This is a genomic window from Bradyrhizobium sp. SZCCHNR1051, assembly GCF_032489615.1.
GTDB lineage: Bacteria > Pseudomonadota > Alphaproteobacteria > Rhizobiales > Xanthobacteraceae > Bradyrhizobium.
The window spans coordinates 218,755-235,733 of record NZ_JAUEYJ010000002.1 but is presented as its reverse complement, the minus strand read 5'-3'; the positions used below and the strand labels follow the sequence as shown (position 1 = coordinate 235,733).

The window sequence follows — 16,979 nt, the reverse complement described above, 5'->3', positions numbered from 1 at the left end:
CACCTTGATGCCGACCATCCTGTTCAAGAATGCCGCTCTGCTCGACCCGCTGCAGCCGGAGCTGCGCGAAGGCCATCACGTGCTGGTCGAGGACAACCTGATCAAGGAGGTGTCTGACAAGCCGCTGCAGACCAGCGTCGACCAGACCATCGATCTCCAAGGCAAGACGCTGATGCCGGGGCTGATCGACCTGCACGTCCATGCGATCGCGGTCGAGCTCAATCTCGCACAGCAAGTGCAGATGCCGAATGTGCTGGTGACCCTGCGCTCGGCGCTGCTGTTGAAGGGCATGCTGCGGCGGGGCTTTACCACGGTGCGTGACGCCGGCGGCGCCGGCTATCCGCTGAAGCAGGCCGTCGACACCGGACTCACCGAGGGCCCGCGGCTGTTCGTCTCCGGCCGGGCGCTCAGCCAGACCGGCGGCCATGGCGACATGCGGGCGCGCACCGATTTCCTCTCCGACAACGCACCCTGTCCGTGCTGCGTGCGCGTCGGTGCGCTGGCCCGGGTGGCCGATGGCGTCGATGCCGTGCGCAAGGCGGTGCGCGAGGAGCTGCAGATGGGCGCCGACCAGATCAAGATCATGGCCTCGGGCGGCGTCGCCTCGCCGACCGATCCGGTCGGCGCGTTCGGCTATTCCGAGGACGAGATCCGCGCCATCGTCGCCGAGGCGCGGGCGCGGCAGACCTACGTCCTGGCGCACGCCTACACGGCGGAAGCCATCGCCCGCGCCATCCATTGCGGTGTGAGGACCATCGAGCACGGCAATCTCGTCGATCTGCCGACCGCGCGGCTGATGGCCGAGAAGGGCGTCTACGTCATTCCGACGCTCGTCACCTATGAGGCGCTCGCCAACGAAGGCGCGCAATACGGCCTGCCGCCGGAGAGCGTCGCCAAGATCGCCGATGTGCGCGATGCCGGCCTGCGCTCGCTCGGCATCTACCGCGACGCCGGCGTCAAGATGGGCTTCGGCAGCGATCTCCTGGGACCGTCCCAGCGCCTGCAGAGCGATGAATTCCGGATCCGCGCCGAGATCCTTGGTCCGCGCGAGGTCATTGCCAGCGCGACCGTGATCGGCGCCGAGGTGCTCGGCATGGAAGGCAAGCTCGGCCGGATCTTGCCGGGCGCCTTTGCCGACCTGCTCGTGGTCGAGGGCAATCCGCTGCGCGACGTCTCGTGCCTGCTCGGCCAGGGCGATCACATTCCGCTGGTGATGAAGGCCGGCAAGGTGCACATCGACCGGCTGAACGCCTGAGGCAACTCGGCGCCGACGTCCACCGGGCCAATGGTCGACAGTCGTGGCGTTTGTGTGCGCTGTCATGCGGGACGTTCATCGTCTCTCCACCGCCTCGACGCTGCGGGCGCCGGCATCTGCGATGAGTGCTTCTTAGAACGCAGTCATTCGGCCTCGCGGCGCTCCGTGCGTCCGAGTTGTGCGGGTCGTTTCGCCCTCATCGACGAAGAGGGCGCAGGGAATGCCGGGAGCTGGCCGCCCCCATGGCCCGCCTGCGAAAAAAATGCAGGCGGCAGGTACCACAGGTTCAGCCGAGACATCCCGGCATTCCCCGCGCGATGGTTGGGCGGCTTATACGTCCTCTCCCCGGGGACCGGCTGTCTTGCCCCCGTCACGAACGGATCATCGTCACCGTCCGCTTGGCCTCAGCACCGGGAGGCCAGGACCCTACGATTTCGCCGGCGCATTGGGCTCGTTCGTCCGCACGATTGCTCGCGCTGCGATCCAATGCACCCACCGCATCCCGCACCCACGTCTCGTGACGATCGCGAAGCGCCCCTCATGGCGGGACGGGATGCGCAGAGTCAATCATGTTTTTCTGAAAAACGAAAGTAGAATATTTTCCGTGGGAGGACTGGACAAGGGTGATGTGCTTGAGGCGGTGAGTAAAATCAGATTTTGGGCGCATCGCATCAGAGGTCTCCTTGTCGGTCGCGCGCGCCTGGCTCCGGGCCCGCACGAGTCTCGAGAAGCATATCCGCTCAAGCCCAGCAGGCCGACGTCTTTGGCGGCGTCCGGAAGGTCCGAGAAGGGCGAATTGCGGACGTGACAGGGCCGCCGGACCGTACCCTGAATAGCCCCAGAGGCTGCCGACTTGCGGCGCTGCATCAAGTCGGCAACTATCCGAGGTACACCGGCCGTGACGCTAGCTCGTTCGGGACGGCAGCAAGTGACCCAAAGCGGACCTGCCGACAAGGTCCTGCGGCCTCCGGCCGTCTAGCTCTTTTTAACAAAATGACAATACTGGTTGGCAGCACAGAAGGTAGGCGGAAAGCGTGACTTAGCAGTTGGGTGATCTATGTCTCATCAGACGGAGGAACCATATGATGCGCAGATGTGGACGTATCGACAGCATCTCCGCAGCTTGAACCGCCGGCTGGCCGAGGAGTACGCTCTCCAGAACGGTCATCTTATGGTTTCTGCCATCGAGGCGTTGGCTCAGGCTGCGCCAGTTACTCTTGCGATAGCCCAGTTGCACGATGCAATTCGTCGGTCGTCTGCGAAAAATTTCTGGCCCATCATCCGCAAAACGAAGGGAGTGCTATTCGTTCGATCGTCTGACGCCGGGCAGGATTGCCCATCGCCTTGGCGGCGCACACACTCCGGTAACATGCGCTACGAGCTTCCAGGCCATCTGCTTTTTTCGCCGTGGCCTCCGAACGTTCGTCGTAGGGTCCGAAACCGCACAATCCAGCTTCAACAGGTGATCCACAATCTAACAATGCCTAATACAAGCGACTTCCTTTTCGGAATTTTTGCAGGTTCGATCCGGCGTACGACGTGGCAAGCCGCTAGGCTTGTTGAGGAGATAAAGGCGCTGCAGGGGATTGCGATGCCTGACAGCATTGCGGCTCTGGATCGATGGTCAGACGCGTCGTCGTCCGGCTGGAACATTACTTTGCGTATTTCGCGGGGAGTACTTGTTTATCGCAACGGGGCGGACCGTTGCGAGATCGAAATTCCTGCCGCGCTTTCCAGTCCTCTCCGTGTCCCCTCGGGTCCTGGCATCTCGTTAGAAAAGCATTGTGTCCGAGCCGGTGGGCGATCTTACGATCCTTGAGCAATGGTCCGCCACTGGCCCATGGCTGCCGACTTACGGCGCTGCGGCAAGTCGCCTGTTATCTGGGGTACACCGGCCATAGCGCCACCCCATTTCGGAGGACAGCCCATGGCCCGGCAGAGAAAGGCCGTCAGGGCTTTGCCACGTCGGTTATTCGAGGTTGTGCAGAAGAGATCTACTCGGCATGAGAATTTCAGTCTTTGACCCGAAGCGGACGCCGGACGCTTGTGATTTATGGAGCAACCTTGTTGGTGTCGACTGCCTCCCGAATGGCCTTGCGCACGTCTATGAGTAAAAGGTTCTCGGCTTCGTGCGGCTTCTCGGCTTGACCAACAAATGGCATTTTGGGCAAGACAACGGTAAGGGCACGTACGATGGCCGTTTGCTCTTTCTCGTAAATTTCGAGGTCAGGCTCCGCGATTGCGGCCATTTTCTTCATTATCTCCCAGACACCGGGAGAGTAACTCTCTAAGGCCGTGATAGCTTCGAGGATTTGTTCGTCTGTATAGAACGTACCCACGGAATTCCCTTGCCTAGCTATTGCCGGCCCGCACCCTAGCCGCCTAACCGATAACAGAAGGTATTGCGACCCAGAACGGGATTGCAACCCGGATGTCAGCTTCTGGCCCATGGCTGCCGACCTTCGATGTCCGCGCTGACGGTCGCGACCGGAGGTAACCCGGACAGAGTGATCCAGCCCGGTTCGATCGTGAATACCAGCAGCCCTCCACGTCCGTAATGGGCTGAATGCGGACGCACGTAACTCGGTCGCTAAGATCTGCAGTCAGCCAGTGGACAAGCTCGTCAACACGGGTCGGAAGTTAATCTCCTTGATCCGGCCCGCACGGTGAAGCGTCGAGCAGCCACGTGCGGCGAACGTCGCGGACGTCTAACGCCCAAGATCAGCTCGCCGCGACATCTCCGCGGGCGTGCACGCCGCGCGCAAACCGGCCGAAGCGCAGCGCCAGCGTCGGCAGCACCAGCAGGTTGAGCGCCATCGAGGTCAGGAGTCCGCCGAGGATGACCACGGCCATCGGTCCCTCGATCTCGCGGCCCGGCTCGCCGGCGCCGAGCGCGAGCGGCAGCAGGCCGAGGCCGGTCACCAGCGAGGTCATCAGGATCGGCACCAGGCGGTCGGCGGCGCCGGCGATCGCGGTCTCCAGATTCCAGGCGCGGCCTTCGACGACGACCAGATGCTCGTAATGCGAGATCATCAGGATCGAGTTGCGCAGCGCAATCCCGAACAGCGTCACGAAGCCGACCATCGAGCCCAGCGACAGCACGCCGCCGGTCAATGCGACGGCGATGACGCCGCCGACGAAGGCGAACGGCAGGTTGATCAGCACCAGCACCAGGTTGCGCCAGTGCCCGGTGACGAAGGACAGCAGCAGCACGATGCCGATCGCCGCCAGCAGCGAATTCACCAGCAGGTCGCGCCGCGACTTGGCCTGCGCCTCGGCCGCGCCGGTGAACTCGACATGCGCGCCCGGCGGCAGTTTGACCTCCTTGGCGATCTTCCGTTTGGCCGCGGCCACGAAGGATTCGAGATCGCGCTCGGCGACATTGGCGGTCACGGTCTGAACGCGCTGCCCATTGCGATGAAGCACGACGTAGCGCCCCGCGGTGCCGTAGATGTCCGCGACCTGCTTCAGGAGAATGTAGGCGCCGCTCGGCGCGCGGATCGGCATGTTGCCGATCTCGGTCGGGCGGGCGCTCGCATCGGGGTCGAGCTTGACGATGACGTTGAAGACCACGTTGCCTTCATAGGCCTGTCCGACGACGTCGCCCTGATAGGCGGTGCGGATCAATTCCAGCACCTCCACCGCATCCAGGCCCCAGGATTGCAGGTCGGTCGGGCGCAGGGTCACGTTGACCTGCGGCATGCCCGGCGGCGACTGCTGCTGGATGTCGATCGCGCCCCAGACCTCGCCGAGCTCGCGCGCGATGTCGCGCGCCGCGCGCTCCAGATCGTCGAGATCGGGGCCGAACACGTTGATGACCACGGCGGCGTTGAAGCCGGACAGGGTCTCCTCGATGCGCTCGGTCAGGTAGGTCTTGATCGACAGGTTGATACCGGCGAAGTTGGCGAGCGCGGCGCGGATGCGCTGTTGCGCCAGCTCCTGCTGTTCGCCGGACAGGCCCGGCTTCAGGTCGACCTCGATCTCGCTCGAATGCGTGCCCGCGGTATCGACGCCGGCTTCGGCGCGGCCGGCATGCTGCGCCACGCTGCGGACCTCCGGCACGCCCTGCAGGGGCCCGGCGATCAGCGTGCCCAGCCGCAGCGATTCGTCGAGCGAGGTGCCCGGCAGCGTCGAGACATGGAGGATCAAATGACCCTCCTTCAGGTCGGGCAGGAAGGTGCCGCCGAAGAACGGCACCAGGCTTGCGCCGGCGGCGGTCACCAGCACGGCCGTCGCCATGACCGATTTGGGAAAGCGGCCGAGCCGCCGCAACACCGTCTCGTAGGAGCCGCGCGACCAGCGCACCAGTGGCGGTTCGCGTTCCTCGCGCGGCGTCCGGCCGGCCAGCAGCAGCATCGACAGCGCCGGGGTGACCGTCAGCGCGACGATCAGCGAGGCCACCACGGCGAGGATGTAGGCGATGCCGAGCGGCCCGAACAGCCGGCCGGCGAGGCCCGGCAGCGCAAGGATCGGCACGAACACCAGGAGCACGGCGAAAGTCGCATAGGCGACCGCGCTGCGCACCTCGAGCATGGCATCGTAGACCACGCGGGCTTCGCTGCGCGGCGACGGCAGGCCGCGGTTCTCGCGCAGCCGGCGCACCACGTTCTCGACGCCGATCACGGCATCGTCGACGACCTCGCCGATCGCGATGGCGAGGCCGCCGAGGGTCATCGTGTCCAGGCTCTGTCCCATCCACTGCAGCGCCAGCACGGCCGATAACAGCGACAGCGGGATCGCGGTGCAACTGATGACGGAGGTGCGCCAGTCATAGAGGAACAGCAACAGCACGATGATGACCAGGGCGCCGCCGATCAGCAGCGCGTACAGCACGTTCTGCGTCGCTGCATCGATGAAGGTCGCCGGGCGGAACAGATCGGCGTGCAGCCTGACCTTCTCGCTGTCGAGCGCCGGGCGCAGCTCCCGCAGCGCGGCCTCGACGCGCGCCGCGACGTTGCGGGTGTTGGCGCCGAACTGCTGGCTGATCATCATCATGATGCCGGGCTGGCCGTTGATCAGCGCGCCCCCGATCGGCGGCTCCGGCGCGTTCACGACCGTCGCGACGTCGCCGAGCACCACGCTGGCGCCGCCCTGGTGCAGCAGGACCGTCCGGGCCAGCTGCTCTGGTGTGAGCGACTGGCCCTGTGTCTGCAGGATGACCCGTTGATTGGCGGTGTCGACGAAGCCGGCACCGCGCACGCCGGTGGCCTTGCGCGCGGCGGCGACGACGTCGTTCATGCCGACGCCGAAGCGGACAAGGTCGTCGGACCGCACCTGCACCTGCAGCGACCGGATGTCCCGGCCATAGGTCGTGACCTGCGCCACGCCCGCGACGGCCAGCAGCCGTCGGCTCACGGTCCAATCGGCGATCGTGCGCAGATCCATCAGCGAGCGCTGTTCGGAGGTCAGCCCGATCGCCAGCACGGTGCCGGCCGCCGGCACCAGCGGCGTCATCGATGGCGCCCGCACGCCCTGTGGCAGGCTGCCGGCGACGACCGCGAGTCGCTCGGTCACCAATTGCCGCGCCCGGAAGACCTCGGTGCCGGGCTGGAAGATAACCGAAATGACGGAAAGGCCCTGGATCGACGACGACCTCATGCTCTCGACGCCGGCGAGACCGTTGATCGCGATTTCGATCGGCTGCGTGACCAGCACCTCGACCTGTTCGGGACTGAGCCCGGGGGCCTCGGTCTGGATCGAGACCTGCGGCGGCGCGAATTCGGGAAAGACCGCGTAATTGGCGCTGCCCAGCGAGAAGATGCCGTAGCCGAGAATGGTGCAGGCCACCCCCAGCACGATGCCGCGGAAGCGGATGGCAAACGAGATCAGCGCCGCCTGGGGGCCGGCCGCGGCGCCGCGAACGCCGTCAATCATCGTCGCCGCCGCCGCGCAACTCGCTCTTGGCCTCCTCCGACAACAGCACCTGCGCGCCGCGCAGGACGATCTCGGAGCCCGACGGAATGTCCTGCACGACATAGTCGTCGTCGGACACCGGCTGATCGGTGCGGATCGGGTGGCGCTTGAAGAGATCGGGACCGGCGCGCAAATAGACCCACGAGCGGCCCTGCCATTGCACGATCGCGGTGTCCTCGACAAAGACGCCGTCGAACGACTTGCCCGAGGGCACGTAGGCGGTGGTGTTCATCCCCGGCAGCAGCCCGCTGTCGCCAGCGGCGACGAAGTAATAGCTCACGCCCTGGATACGCGGATCCGTTCGCGGCGCAGCCGACAAATAGCGCAGATCGATGTTGGCGCTGCGGGTGGGCGCCTGCGCCAGCGCGCCGCGCGGCGGCCCGGCCAGAGTCACGCCGGGCGGCAGCGTGACCTGCACCAGCAGCTGCTCGCGTTCGATCAATTGCACGACCTGCGGCGAACGTTCGATGATGCCCTTTCCGATGACCGCGCCCCATTCCTGCCGCGCCGTCGCCATCAGGGTCTTCACTTGCGATTCCGCGGCAGCCAGGGTGGCCTGATCAGTCCGGAACGTGCCCTCCGCCGCTTCGGCGTCCTTCCGCGGCATTGCCGCCGATTGCACGAGGTCGCGGGCGCGCTCGAATGCGAGCCTTGCGACGTCGAGTTTCGCTTGCGCCGTCTGCAGCTGCGCCTGGGCATTGGCGTAGTTGTTGGTCAGGTCGGTCAGCCTGCCGACGTCCAGCACCGTGCCGTAGGCGCGAAACTGCTCGGGATGGGATTCCGCAGCCAGCACGGCGGTCTGGAGTCCGATCTGCTTCTGTTGCGTTGCAGAAAGCCTGACCGTTGCCGGTTCACGGCCTGCCGCGCCGTCGGACTGCGCCTGCGCGCGCGACGACAGGGAAACCAGCGTGAACAGCATGGCACCGCATGCGGCCGCAGCTCTCGTCCGTTGCCTCACCATGCAGTCCCGGCCCATCGATCGGGGAAACGTCTGGACGACGTCGATGTCATTGCGACAACAGCTACTTCAGCTTCGAGGGTGTTTCAAGCAGCGCCGGCCGGGAGCCACCGCATAGGACTTCGTCGGGCCATCGCGCGCGTCCTGTCCGCGCCGCTTCCGTCGATGCGATCACGGTACCTGCGGAGGGAGCGACGCAGTGCAATGCACGCCCGGCACCGATGCTTGTGGCGCCTGTCTCGCAAGCGAGCCGCATGCGCGGCAGGCAAGTGGCCGAACCTGGACCGCAGCCGCGCTGCGGCGGGGAGATCGGGCGTTCGGCATGCGTCCCGATATTTCTTCTTGAGCGTTAGAAGTATTCTTAGACACATTCCAGCGTATTCGTCCGCAGCCCAAGCTTGTTGCCGGCCACACGCGCCGCGCTACACGAAAAGCCAAGACCAACAAACTTCTTACGCACGATTTTCCTCATCGAATGACCCGGGATTTTTTCCCGATTCGCCTACGGGAGCGAGAATCGTCACATTCATCTACCTGTCGGGTCATTGATGTGACCTCACTTCGCCATACCCCTCCGCAACGAGTCGGGAGTTCCGTCGACGTTGCAGCGAGGCAAGCTTGTCCACTCTGAACCCACTCTCCGATCGCCCGGCGCACCGTGATCATGCGCAGGGCCATCCTTGTCGGTCAGCCTCTCGCCGCGCTCGTGCCGACGTCGCGGCCGACTTCAGAGAAGGATCTGCGCGATGAGCCAGCTGGTGAATGTGCGGCCCAACGAGGCCGGCGCGGGCGATCGCAAGGCGCAGAGCAGTGCCGCCGATCACGGCATGCGGCTGCTTGGTGCTATCGGCGCCGCGGCCCTGGAGCCGCAGTCGCCGACCGACGCCTGGGCGTTCTCGACGAGCGAAGTGCTCGGCACGGGATCGGCCGTCGAGCCGTTGCAGGACGTGCTCGGCAGTCTGACCGAGATCATTCGTGCCGATGCCTCTCCGGCGGAGCGGCAGCCGGATCATCCATTCGCCGACGATCACGGCTTCACGCTCGACCAGGAGGAGCTGGCGGGTCTGCCGGGCGTGGTGCTCAATACCTTCGATGTCGACGGCCCGGTGTGGCTCGCCGTCGAGGCGCTCGCCGCGACGGAGCCGCCCGCCATCGACGACGATCTCAAAACCTGGGTCGAGCCGTCGTCCGACCCCGACCGTCGTCCATCGCAGCACGAGAGCATCCTGGTCACGGTCGACGAGATCGAGAAGAACCGCCTCACCTTTGCCCGCCACGCACGGCCCGAGGATTTTTCGCCGGCCCCGGCGCTGGGCGCCTGGACCGGACGGCTGCGCCTGGAGCAGCGCCCTGACTTCGTGCAGCGGATCGAGCGCTATATCAGCGGGCCATGGACCGTCTGGGCCGACACCGAGCGCATGCGCCGCCGTACGATGGCGATCCACCAGCGGCTGCGCGACATGGCCGCCGCGACCCGCGCCGATCAGGCGATGGAGGTCCTGTGGGGCATCGCGCTGTCATCGTGGCGGCAGGGCGGGCGCGAATTCGAGTTGCCGCTGTTCGAGCGCGCGGTCGAGATCGAGATCATCGCGCGTCCGGATGCCGAGGTCAGGGTCCGGCCGCGCTTCGTCGGCGCAGCCGTCAATTTGAGGGCGCTGGATGCGGTGGCACCGGACGCGGCGCTTGCCGTGCGCGACAAGCCGGATCGCTTGGTCGAGGCGCTGGAGCAGCGCGCAGAGCTGTCGCCGTTCACGCCGATCGGCCTCGATCAGATCCTGAGCGCCGCAGGCGCGCAATCCGGTTACAAGACGTCGCGCAATTTCGCGTCTTCGGACGATGCGCCGGCGATGGAGGCCGCGGAGGCTGCCATCGCGGCGGGACGCTGGGTCATCTCCGCGCGGCGTCGGCCGGAGAGCCTCGCCCTGCGCGACATCGACTGCCTCAAGAATGCGATCGTGCATGCGCCGCAAAGCGAGTGCTGCCTGTCGGAAGCCGTGAGCGCGCTGCTGTCGCAGCCGGATAAACGAGGGCACGCCAATTTGCGCCGGCATCTGTCCAGCGTCGTCGGCGGCCCGATCGACCTTGCGCCTGCGCCCAAGCCTGCCGCCATCGAGCAGGGAGATCTGTTCTTCCCGTTGCCGGCGGTCGTGGAGGATGTCGAAATCGTGCGCGAGCTGTCCCGGTCGGATGGCCTGATGGTCCAGTCCGTCGCGCGGGACGATCGGATCACGGCGCTCGCCAACGTCGTCTGCCATCACCTCGCGCTCGGCTCGCGCGTCCTCGTCGTGTCCAGGGACGAGGCTGCACTTTCCCTGCTGCATCAGAAGCTGCCGCCGGCCATTCGCGAGCTGACCGTCAGCTCGACCGGCTCCGACAAGGACGTGCTCAGGAAGGCCGAAGCCCTGGCCGGCCGGCTGCAATCGATCCTGGACGCGACCAATCTGCGCGACCAGGTCGGTCAGATCGGCCGGCTCGAGCGCGACATCATCTCGAAGCGCACGCAGATCGCATCGCTGGACGACGAGATCGCCGAGATCGTCGGGCGCAACCTGCGGCTCGCCGGCGGCTTGCCGGAGCTGCCGTTCGATCTGTTCGATGCGCTGATCGGCGAGCAGGCCATTCATGCCTGGTTCACCGACCGGCCGAAGCGCCTGCTCGCGGCTACGGACCCGCTCGTCACGGCGGTCGACAAGGCGCGCGAAGCGCGGCTGCGGCTTGCCACTGATCTCAAGCATATCGATGACGAGTTGCCGGAGCTCGCGGCGCTTCCCGATACCGCCGCGATCCTGCGTCTGCACGCGGAGCTGCAGCACCAGGCAGGGCTGACGTCGGACGCAGGCCGCGACGAGGATCTCGCGCTCGACGCCATCGCGACCTTCGGGCTTGACGCAACCACCCGCCTGGCGGCCGACCTCGATGCGCTGGTAGCCGGCCATCGCGTCATCGCCGAAGAGACCTGGCTCGCGCGGCTGTCGCCGCTCGGTGCCGCAAAGGCTGACGCTCCCGCAGGTCTCGACAAGGTCGTGGGTTGGGCGCGTGATGCCTCGTTCCAACTGTCGCGGAGCGCCGAATTCGCAAGGCGCCAGGTGCAGGCGCCGGTCGAGGCGTTCACCAGGAAGGACGCGATCCGCGTGGTCGAGCGGCTTGCGGCCGGCGAGAAGCCGTTCGCGCGGTTCTCGCCCTCGCGCCGCGCGCTGAAGGCCGCCGTCGAAGCGATCACGGTGGACGGTGCCGCGCCGTCGAAGCCGGCGGACTGGCAATATGTCGGGCGCTTCCTGCTGTGGCGCCACGACCTGCATGCGTTGCGCGCGCGCTGGACGTCGATCGCGACGCAGATCGATGCACCCGCGCTTCAATTGGAATCGGCACGGACGTTCGATGACCTCGAGCACATCGTCAAGAGCGTCGAGGCCGCCATCGTGACGGCCGCGCTCGCCGTCCGCAACGTGGCCGATGCCTGCTGCAAGCTGTCGATGCCGGACGGCGAGGTCAGGGCGATGCTGGCGGATGCGCAGCGGCTGGCCGCGTTCGGCGCGGCTATCCGGACCGTCATGACGCGCGTATCGGGTCCGCTGGTCGAGCTTGCGCGGCTGGGCGAATTGTTCGCCCGGGCGGGAGAGCTCGCCGTCTCCGTTCAGGATGACGTGCTGTCGCGGGTCGGTGACGCCGAGACGGAGCCCCAGGAGCTCGAAACGCGGTGGACAGGCATTCTCGCGACCATGGAGAAGATCCGCGAGGCCAGCGCGGACTACGAACTCGTCAGGACCGCCTGCCGGATGGCGACTGCAGCGGGCGCGCCGAGTCTGGCGCAGCGGCTGCGGTCCGCGCCGGCCGCGGGCGAGGCGAAGGATGCGGCGACGCTCGCGGAATGGGTGACGGCCTGGAATTGGGCCGTGCTGATGCGGATCGAAAGTCCGGAGGAGCGGCAGCTGCTGCATGACCTCGCGGCTCAGCGCGCGCGGCTGGAGACGCGGTCGCTGGCCCTGTTCGAAGCGGTGATCGGCGCCCGCATGTCGCTGGGCATCGCGCAGAATGCGGGCGGCGCCGTCAGGCAAGCGGTGAAGCGGTTCAGGGACTCGATGCAGAAGATGGCGTCGGCCTGCTCCGGCCCGACCGCGCGCCGACTTCGGTTTGCCGCGCGCAGGTCTCTGGACGGCTGGCTCGAGGAGATTCCCTGTCACGTGATGCCGGCCTGGCGTGTCGCCGAGTTGCTGCCGGCCCGGATCGGCACCTTCGATCTTCTGGTCATCGACCACGCCTCCCGCTCCGATCTGCGCGAACTGACGGCGATGCTGCGGGCCCGCAAGGTTCTGATCAGCGACGAGCTTCACGACGACGGGGCCGTGGTCGAAGCCGGCCGCAACGATACTGTTGTCAAACGCACCGAGACGAACACGCAGCGCCGCGTTCCGCCGGCGCTGCGGCGGCTGCTGATGCCGGGTGCCTCGCTGCGCGATCTCGCCGAGATCCTCTTTCCCGATCGCAGGATCGAGCTGCGTGCGCGCCCTGCCGGCGTCGGGGCAGCCGCCTCGGTCCCAGCTCCGCTGCTGCCCGCTGATACGTCCAGGCCGGCCGATGCACCGGCCGCCGAGCTGCCGCGGCCGGCCCGCGCGCCGGCGCCGAAGCAGCGGCCGCAGCCACGGCAGGTCATCACGACGCACTCGCTCGAAGAGGAGATCGCCACCGTCGCGAAATATCTGTCGATGGCCCGCCGCTCGGGGACGGACATCGTCACGGCTGCCGCGGCCAAGCCCAGCGCGCCCGCGATACCGCAGCGGGCCGAGAGCCGCGCGGCTGCGCCCAAGCCCTCGCCGGAGGTTCGCGTTCTGCGCCGGCGTCCGCCGCGCGAGCCGGCCGCGGACATGGTGACGCCGGTTGTGACTCCGGCTCCGCCTGAGCTTCCGGCCGTCGCGCAGCCGGCCACGGCCGAGCAGACCCAACCGCGCGCGGCCGCCGTCACTGAAGCGCCGGTCATTGTCGCCGATCGGTTTGCGGTGCCGCAGCGCCCTGCCGAAAAGAAGGTGGTCACGGCGGAGATCGAGGCGGAGTCCACGAGCGCCGCGCCGGCAGAGCCCGTGAAGCCTGGCGTCGTTGCGATACCCGCTGCGGCAGCGGCTTCTGCCACCACTGAGCCCGCCGCCGCTGCTGCGGCTCCAGCCTCTGCTGCGACTTCTGCAGCGCCGGCGACAGAGATCAAGATTCATCCCTCCCTCGTCGAGATGGCGTTCAAGTCGACGGAGAACGCCGCAGCACCACGCCGCCGTCTGCCGAGCCGGCGGGTGATGGCATTTGCCGCGGCCGGACTGCTGGCAGTCGTCGGTGCGGCGGTGTCCTGGGAGCGCGCGTCGGAATGGATCCAGCTGTCCCTGAGCGGTGCGACGGCAGCGTCGGCTCTGCCGAGCGAACCGGGCGCCCATAAGGTCAATGCAGAGCGGATCACGCCGGAGGCCAAGCCGGTGGTTGTCGCCGCGGCCGAGGAGCATGCCACGGTCGGCATGAGCGTGCCGGTTAGCATACCGGCGCAGGCGTTCCTCTATCATGAGGATCCGCAGGATCCGAAGGGCAAGCGTTATCCGGGCAAGGTCACCTGGTCGATCGAGCAGAGCAAGGGGCCGCGACTCGATGCGGCGCCGGCGATCAAGGGTGAGATCGAGATCGAGAACGGCACCAAGGCCACGATCTCGCTGCGGCGGAACGCCGACATGGAGATGCCGGCGAGCCACGTCATGGAGCTCAAGTTCGACTGGCCGGATCAGTCGGTGAGCGGCCTCAACAGCCTGAGGGGCATCGGCCTGAAGGGCGAGGAGGCCGAGCGCGGGACGGCGCTGGTGATCCAGACCGCCAGGGTGACACCGAAATACTTCATGGTCGCGCTGTCTGCCAACGAGGTCGATACCAAGCGCAACCTGATGCTTCTCAAGGGCAAGCAGTGGTTCGACATTCCGATCGTCTACGAGGGCGGCAACCGGGCGCTGCTGTCGATCGAGAAGGGATCCGACGGCGACCGCGTGTTCAAGGACGTGTTTGCCAGCTGGGGTCAGTGACGGGGTTGGCGGGCATCACGAGCGAGGACAGCATGAGCGAGAGTTCAGCGTTGCAATGGCTGCGGGCTCCCAAGCTCGCCGAGGATGCGCTGCCGGAGGATTCCCGCGCGGTGGCCTGCCGGCGCTGCGGCCGTACGGTGCAGGTCTCGCTCAGCCCGATGCGTCCGCCGAGCTTCCTGCGCGTCGAGGATCAGGTCGAGTGTCCCGAGGTGCAGGAGCGCTGGACCGGCAAGAGCGAAGGCGGGCTGCTGCTGATGATGTGCGGCGCGCTCGAGCAGTCGCTCGACGCCGAATGGGAGATCGCAGAGCCGGAGAGTGCGGCTCGACGAGAACCTGCACCTGTCTCTCCGGTGCGTCCGCGCCCGTCGCCCGCGCCGGCGGCGTCCCTTCCGGACAGATGGGACGACGGCGGCGACGATGATCAGGAGGAGACGGGTGAGGGCGGCCGGCTGAAGGCCCTGTTCGCACCGGCTGCAGGAGCTCGCAAGAAGCTGATCCGTGGAGCGCTCGGCGTCGTGGTCCTCGGCATCGTCTTCCTCGGCGGCGTGCTGCTGCCGCTACGCGAGATCGGGCTGCTGATTCAGGCGCCGCCTGGGTCGGCCGGATCGTCGAGCTCGCAGCGGGAGGCGCAGTCTGCCGCGCCGCTGCCTTCGCCGCGCCGGATCCTGTTGGAAGCCGCCAGCGCGCCCCAGGACGCCTCGCAATCGCCGTCCAGCTCCTTCATCGCGCCGCGCCAGGCTCCGGCACTCGAGGCGACGCTGGCGCGATCATCCGACACCGCAGCCATCTCGCGGCCCGCGCGGGCGCCGGAAGCCGAGTCGAAGCTGCGCGTGCCCGAGCTGGTCGCGATCGCCGGCGGCAGTTTTGCGATGGGTGGCGACGACGAGTCCGAGCAGCCGGCGCATCAGGTCAGCGTGCGGCCGTTCTCGCTCGGCAAGTATCCCGTCACGATAGGCGAGTGGAGGCAGTGTGTCGCGGCGGCAAGCTGCGCCGACATCGCGACCGGTGCGGATGATCGTCCGATCACCAACCTGAGCTACGACGACACCCAGGCCTATCTCGGCTGGCTGTCGAAGGCGACCGGCAAGTCGTACCGGCTGCCGACCGAGGCCGAGTGGGAATACGCCGCGCGCGGCGGCCAGCGCACCCGCTATTGGTGGGGCGATCGCATGCGCCCGGGCATGGCCAGTTGCAGGGGGTGCAACGGCGCCGGCGAGGCCGAGACGGATCAGCCGCCGAAAATCGGCAGCGTCCAGGCCAATCCTTACGGCCTGTTCGACATGGGCGGCGGCGTCGGCCAGTGGGTCGCCGACAATTGGCACAAGAACTACAAGGGCGCGCCGGCGGACGGATCGGCCTGGCTCGAGGAGAGCAGCTATGCCCGCGTCATCCGCTCGGGATCGTGGAAGAACGGCGCCGCCGATGCGCGGGCCGGCAGCCGCGACCGCTATGACGGCCGCATCCGGCATCCGACCCTGGGTTTCCGCGTCGCGCTCTCACCATAGGGGATTTGCATGCTGCCGAGGTCTGCGCGACTCTGCCTCATCCTGACCGCATCGCTCGTGCTCGCGCCGTCATTGGCGCCGGCCAAGGGAACGAAGGCTGCGAAGGATGCCCGCGTCTATTTCATCTCTCCTGCGGACGGGGAGACGGTGACCGGGCCCGTGATCGCTCGCTTCGGACTGCGCAACATGGGCGTTACCCATGCGGGCGACGATTTCGCCGGCAGTGGCCATCATCATCTTCTGGTCGACGTCGACGAGACGATGCAGGCCGGCGAGGAGATTCCGCGTGACAAGAAACACGTTCATTACGCAGCGGGGGAGACGGAGGCGCGGATCGAATTGTCGCCCGGCAAGCACACGCTGCAGCTCGTGCTGGGCGACACCAGGCATCTCAACTTCGATCCGCCGGTGATCTCCGAGAAGATCATGATCACGGTGAGCAAGCCGAACGGAGGCGAGCAGGAGGCGCGCGCGACGCGTGGCGTCAGCGCCCGAAACAGACCGCAGATCCGATCCGTACCCGCCGAGCCGCCGGCCCAGCCCGAGCCGTCGCCGGAGACGACGAAGTCGCCCGAGAGCTCCGACTTCATCAGCCGCGTCTTCTCCGGGACGAAGTGACGATCTCTCCATTCCCGGTGGCCGGGCGCGTTGATGTGCGTCGGCTTACGCGCGACCGTGGGATGCAAGCTCGGTCGCTCCTTGTGGAACCATCGCCGAGGGCGGCGCTTGTCGCTCCATAGCGGCAAGGGCGATCCATCATCATCCTGCCTGCCGCAGCGATGGAATGAAGCATGTCGAAATTCGCGCCAAGGCTCGCGAGGCGCGCCGACGTCGCGGTCCGCAGCGGCGGCGAGAGCAAGGGCAGCTCACCCGGCCGTGGCCGCTCGTCCGGGCGCGATTCCATGGCAGATCCCGACGCGAGCTGGGACGTCGTTGCCGAGGCATCCGACAAGTCGTTTCCCTGCAGCGATCCGCCATCCTGGCCGGTGGTCGGTGTCGGCAAGGGCATCGCCCGGCCCTGAGATCAGGATCGCTTCTTTGGTATACCGCTGTTCGCACGCATGTGCGCTTGACGGTTGGTAGATGCGTGCGCACAGCCGCATTGTCATTTTCCGGTGCCGATATCGCTCCGGTCGTGTGAACGATCGCAGCGCTCAGAATATTTTTTTCTGAGGCTTAAGGTCGCAGCCGTGTAGCTGTCTGTTCCTTTCTCGCCGCACCCTGGTCACAGCCGCAATCGGGCAGGAGTGTGGTCCCGCACGCATCGCCAGTGACGCCTTATGCGCGAGGAAGGCGCGTGAGCC

At 66.9% G+C, this 16,979-nt stretch carries 8 protein-coding genes; 5 read left to right on the top strand and 3 right to left on the bottom strand.

Annotated features, from left to right (window positions below):
* Positions 1–7: 7 nt before the first annotated feature.
* Complete coding sequence (locus tag QW868_RS03015) at positions 8–1,255, top strand: amidohydrolase family protein (protein WP_316229889.1); 1,248 nt, start codon at positions 8–10, stop codon at positions 1,253–1,255.
* Positions 1,256–3,306: 2,051 nt separating this feature from the next.
* Here the strand turns inward: QW868_RS03015 and QW868_RS03010 are convergent.
* The 3 genes from QW868_RS03010 to QW868_RS03000 all read right to left on the bottom strand — a co-directional run bounded on the left by QW868_RS03010 (position 3,307) and on the right by QW868_RS03000 (position 8,129).
* Positions 3,307–3,594, bottom strand: coding sequence for a hypothetical protein (locus QW868_RS03010; protein ID WP_315812916.1), 288 nt, complete (start codon positions 3,592–3,594; stop codon positions 3,307–3,309).
* A 382-nt stretch (positions 3,595–3,976) separates the two neighbouring features.
* Positions 3,977–7,129 carry an efflux RND transporter permease subunit gene (locus QW868_RS03005; protein WP_316229888.1) on the bottom strand — a complete coding sequence of 1,051 codons (3,153 nt, stop codon included), beginning with the start codon at positions 7,127–7,129 and terminating at the stop codon, positions 3,977–3,979.
* Complete coding sequence (locus QW868_RS03000) at positions 7,122–8,129, bottom strand: efflux RND transporter periplasmic adaptor subunit (RefSeq protein ID WP_410051275.1); 1,008 nt, start codon at positions 8,127–8,129, stop codon at positions 7,122–7,124. The genes QW868_RS03005 and QW868_RS03000 overlap by 8 nt, the downstream gene beginning before the upstream one ends.
* A gap of 743 nt (positions 8,130–8,872) precedes the next feature.
* On the opposite strand from QW868_RS03000, the gene QW868_RS02995 reads away from it, so the two are divergent.
* The 4 genes from QW868_RS02995 (at position 8,873) to QW868_RS02980 (ending at position 16,697) form a co-directional block, all read left to right on the top strand.
* Entirely contained in the window at positions 8,873–14,170 is a 5,298-nt protein-coding gene (locus QW868_RS02995; RefSeq protein WP_316229886.1) for an AAA family ATPase, read from the top strand.
* Between the two features lie 32 nt (positions 14,171–14,202).
* Positions 14,203–15,675 (top strand): formylglycine-generating enzyme family protein, encoded by a 1,473-nt coding sequence (locus tag QW868_RS02990; RefSeq protein WP_316160642.1) that lies wholly within the window; start codon positions 14,203–14,205, stop codon positions 15,673–15,675.
* A gap of 9 nt (positions 15,676–15,684) precedes the next feature.
* The gene (locus tag QW868_RS02985) at positions 15,685–16,293 is read left to right on the top strand and encodes a DUF4399 domain-containing protein (RefSeq protein WP_315736408.1); all 609 of its coding nucleotides are present in this window, start codon (positions 15,685–15,687) and stop codon (positions 16,291–16,293) included.
* Positions 16,294–16,466: 173 nt separating this feature from the next.
* Positions 16,467–16,697, top strand: coding sequence for a hypothetical protein (locus QW868_RS02980; protein WP_315736409.1), 231 nt, complete (start codon positions 16,467–16,469; stop codon positions 16,695–16,697).
* Positions 16,698–16,979: the final 282 nt, after the last annotated feature.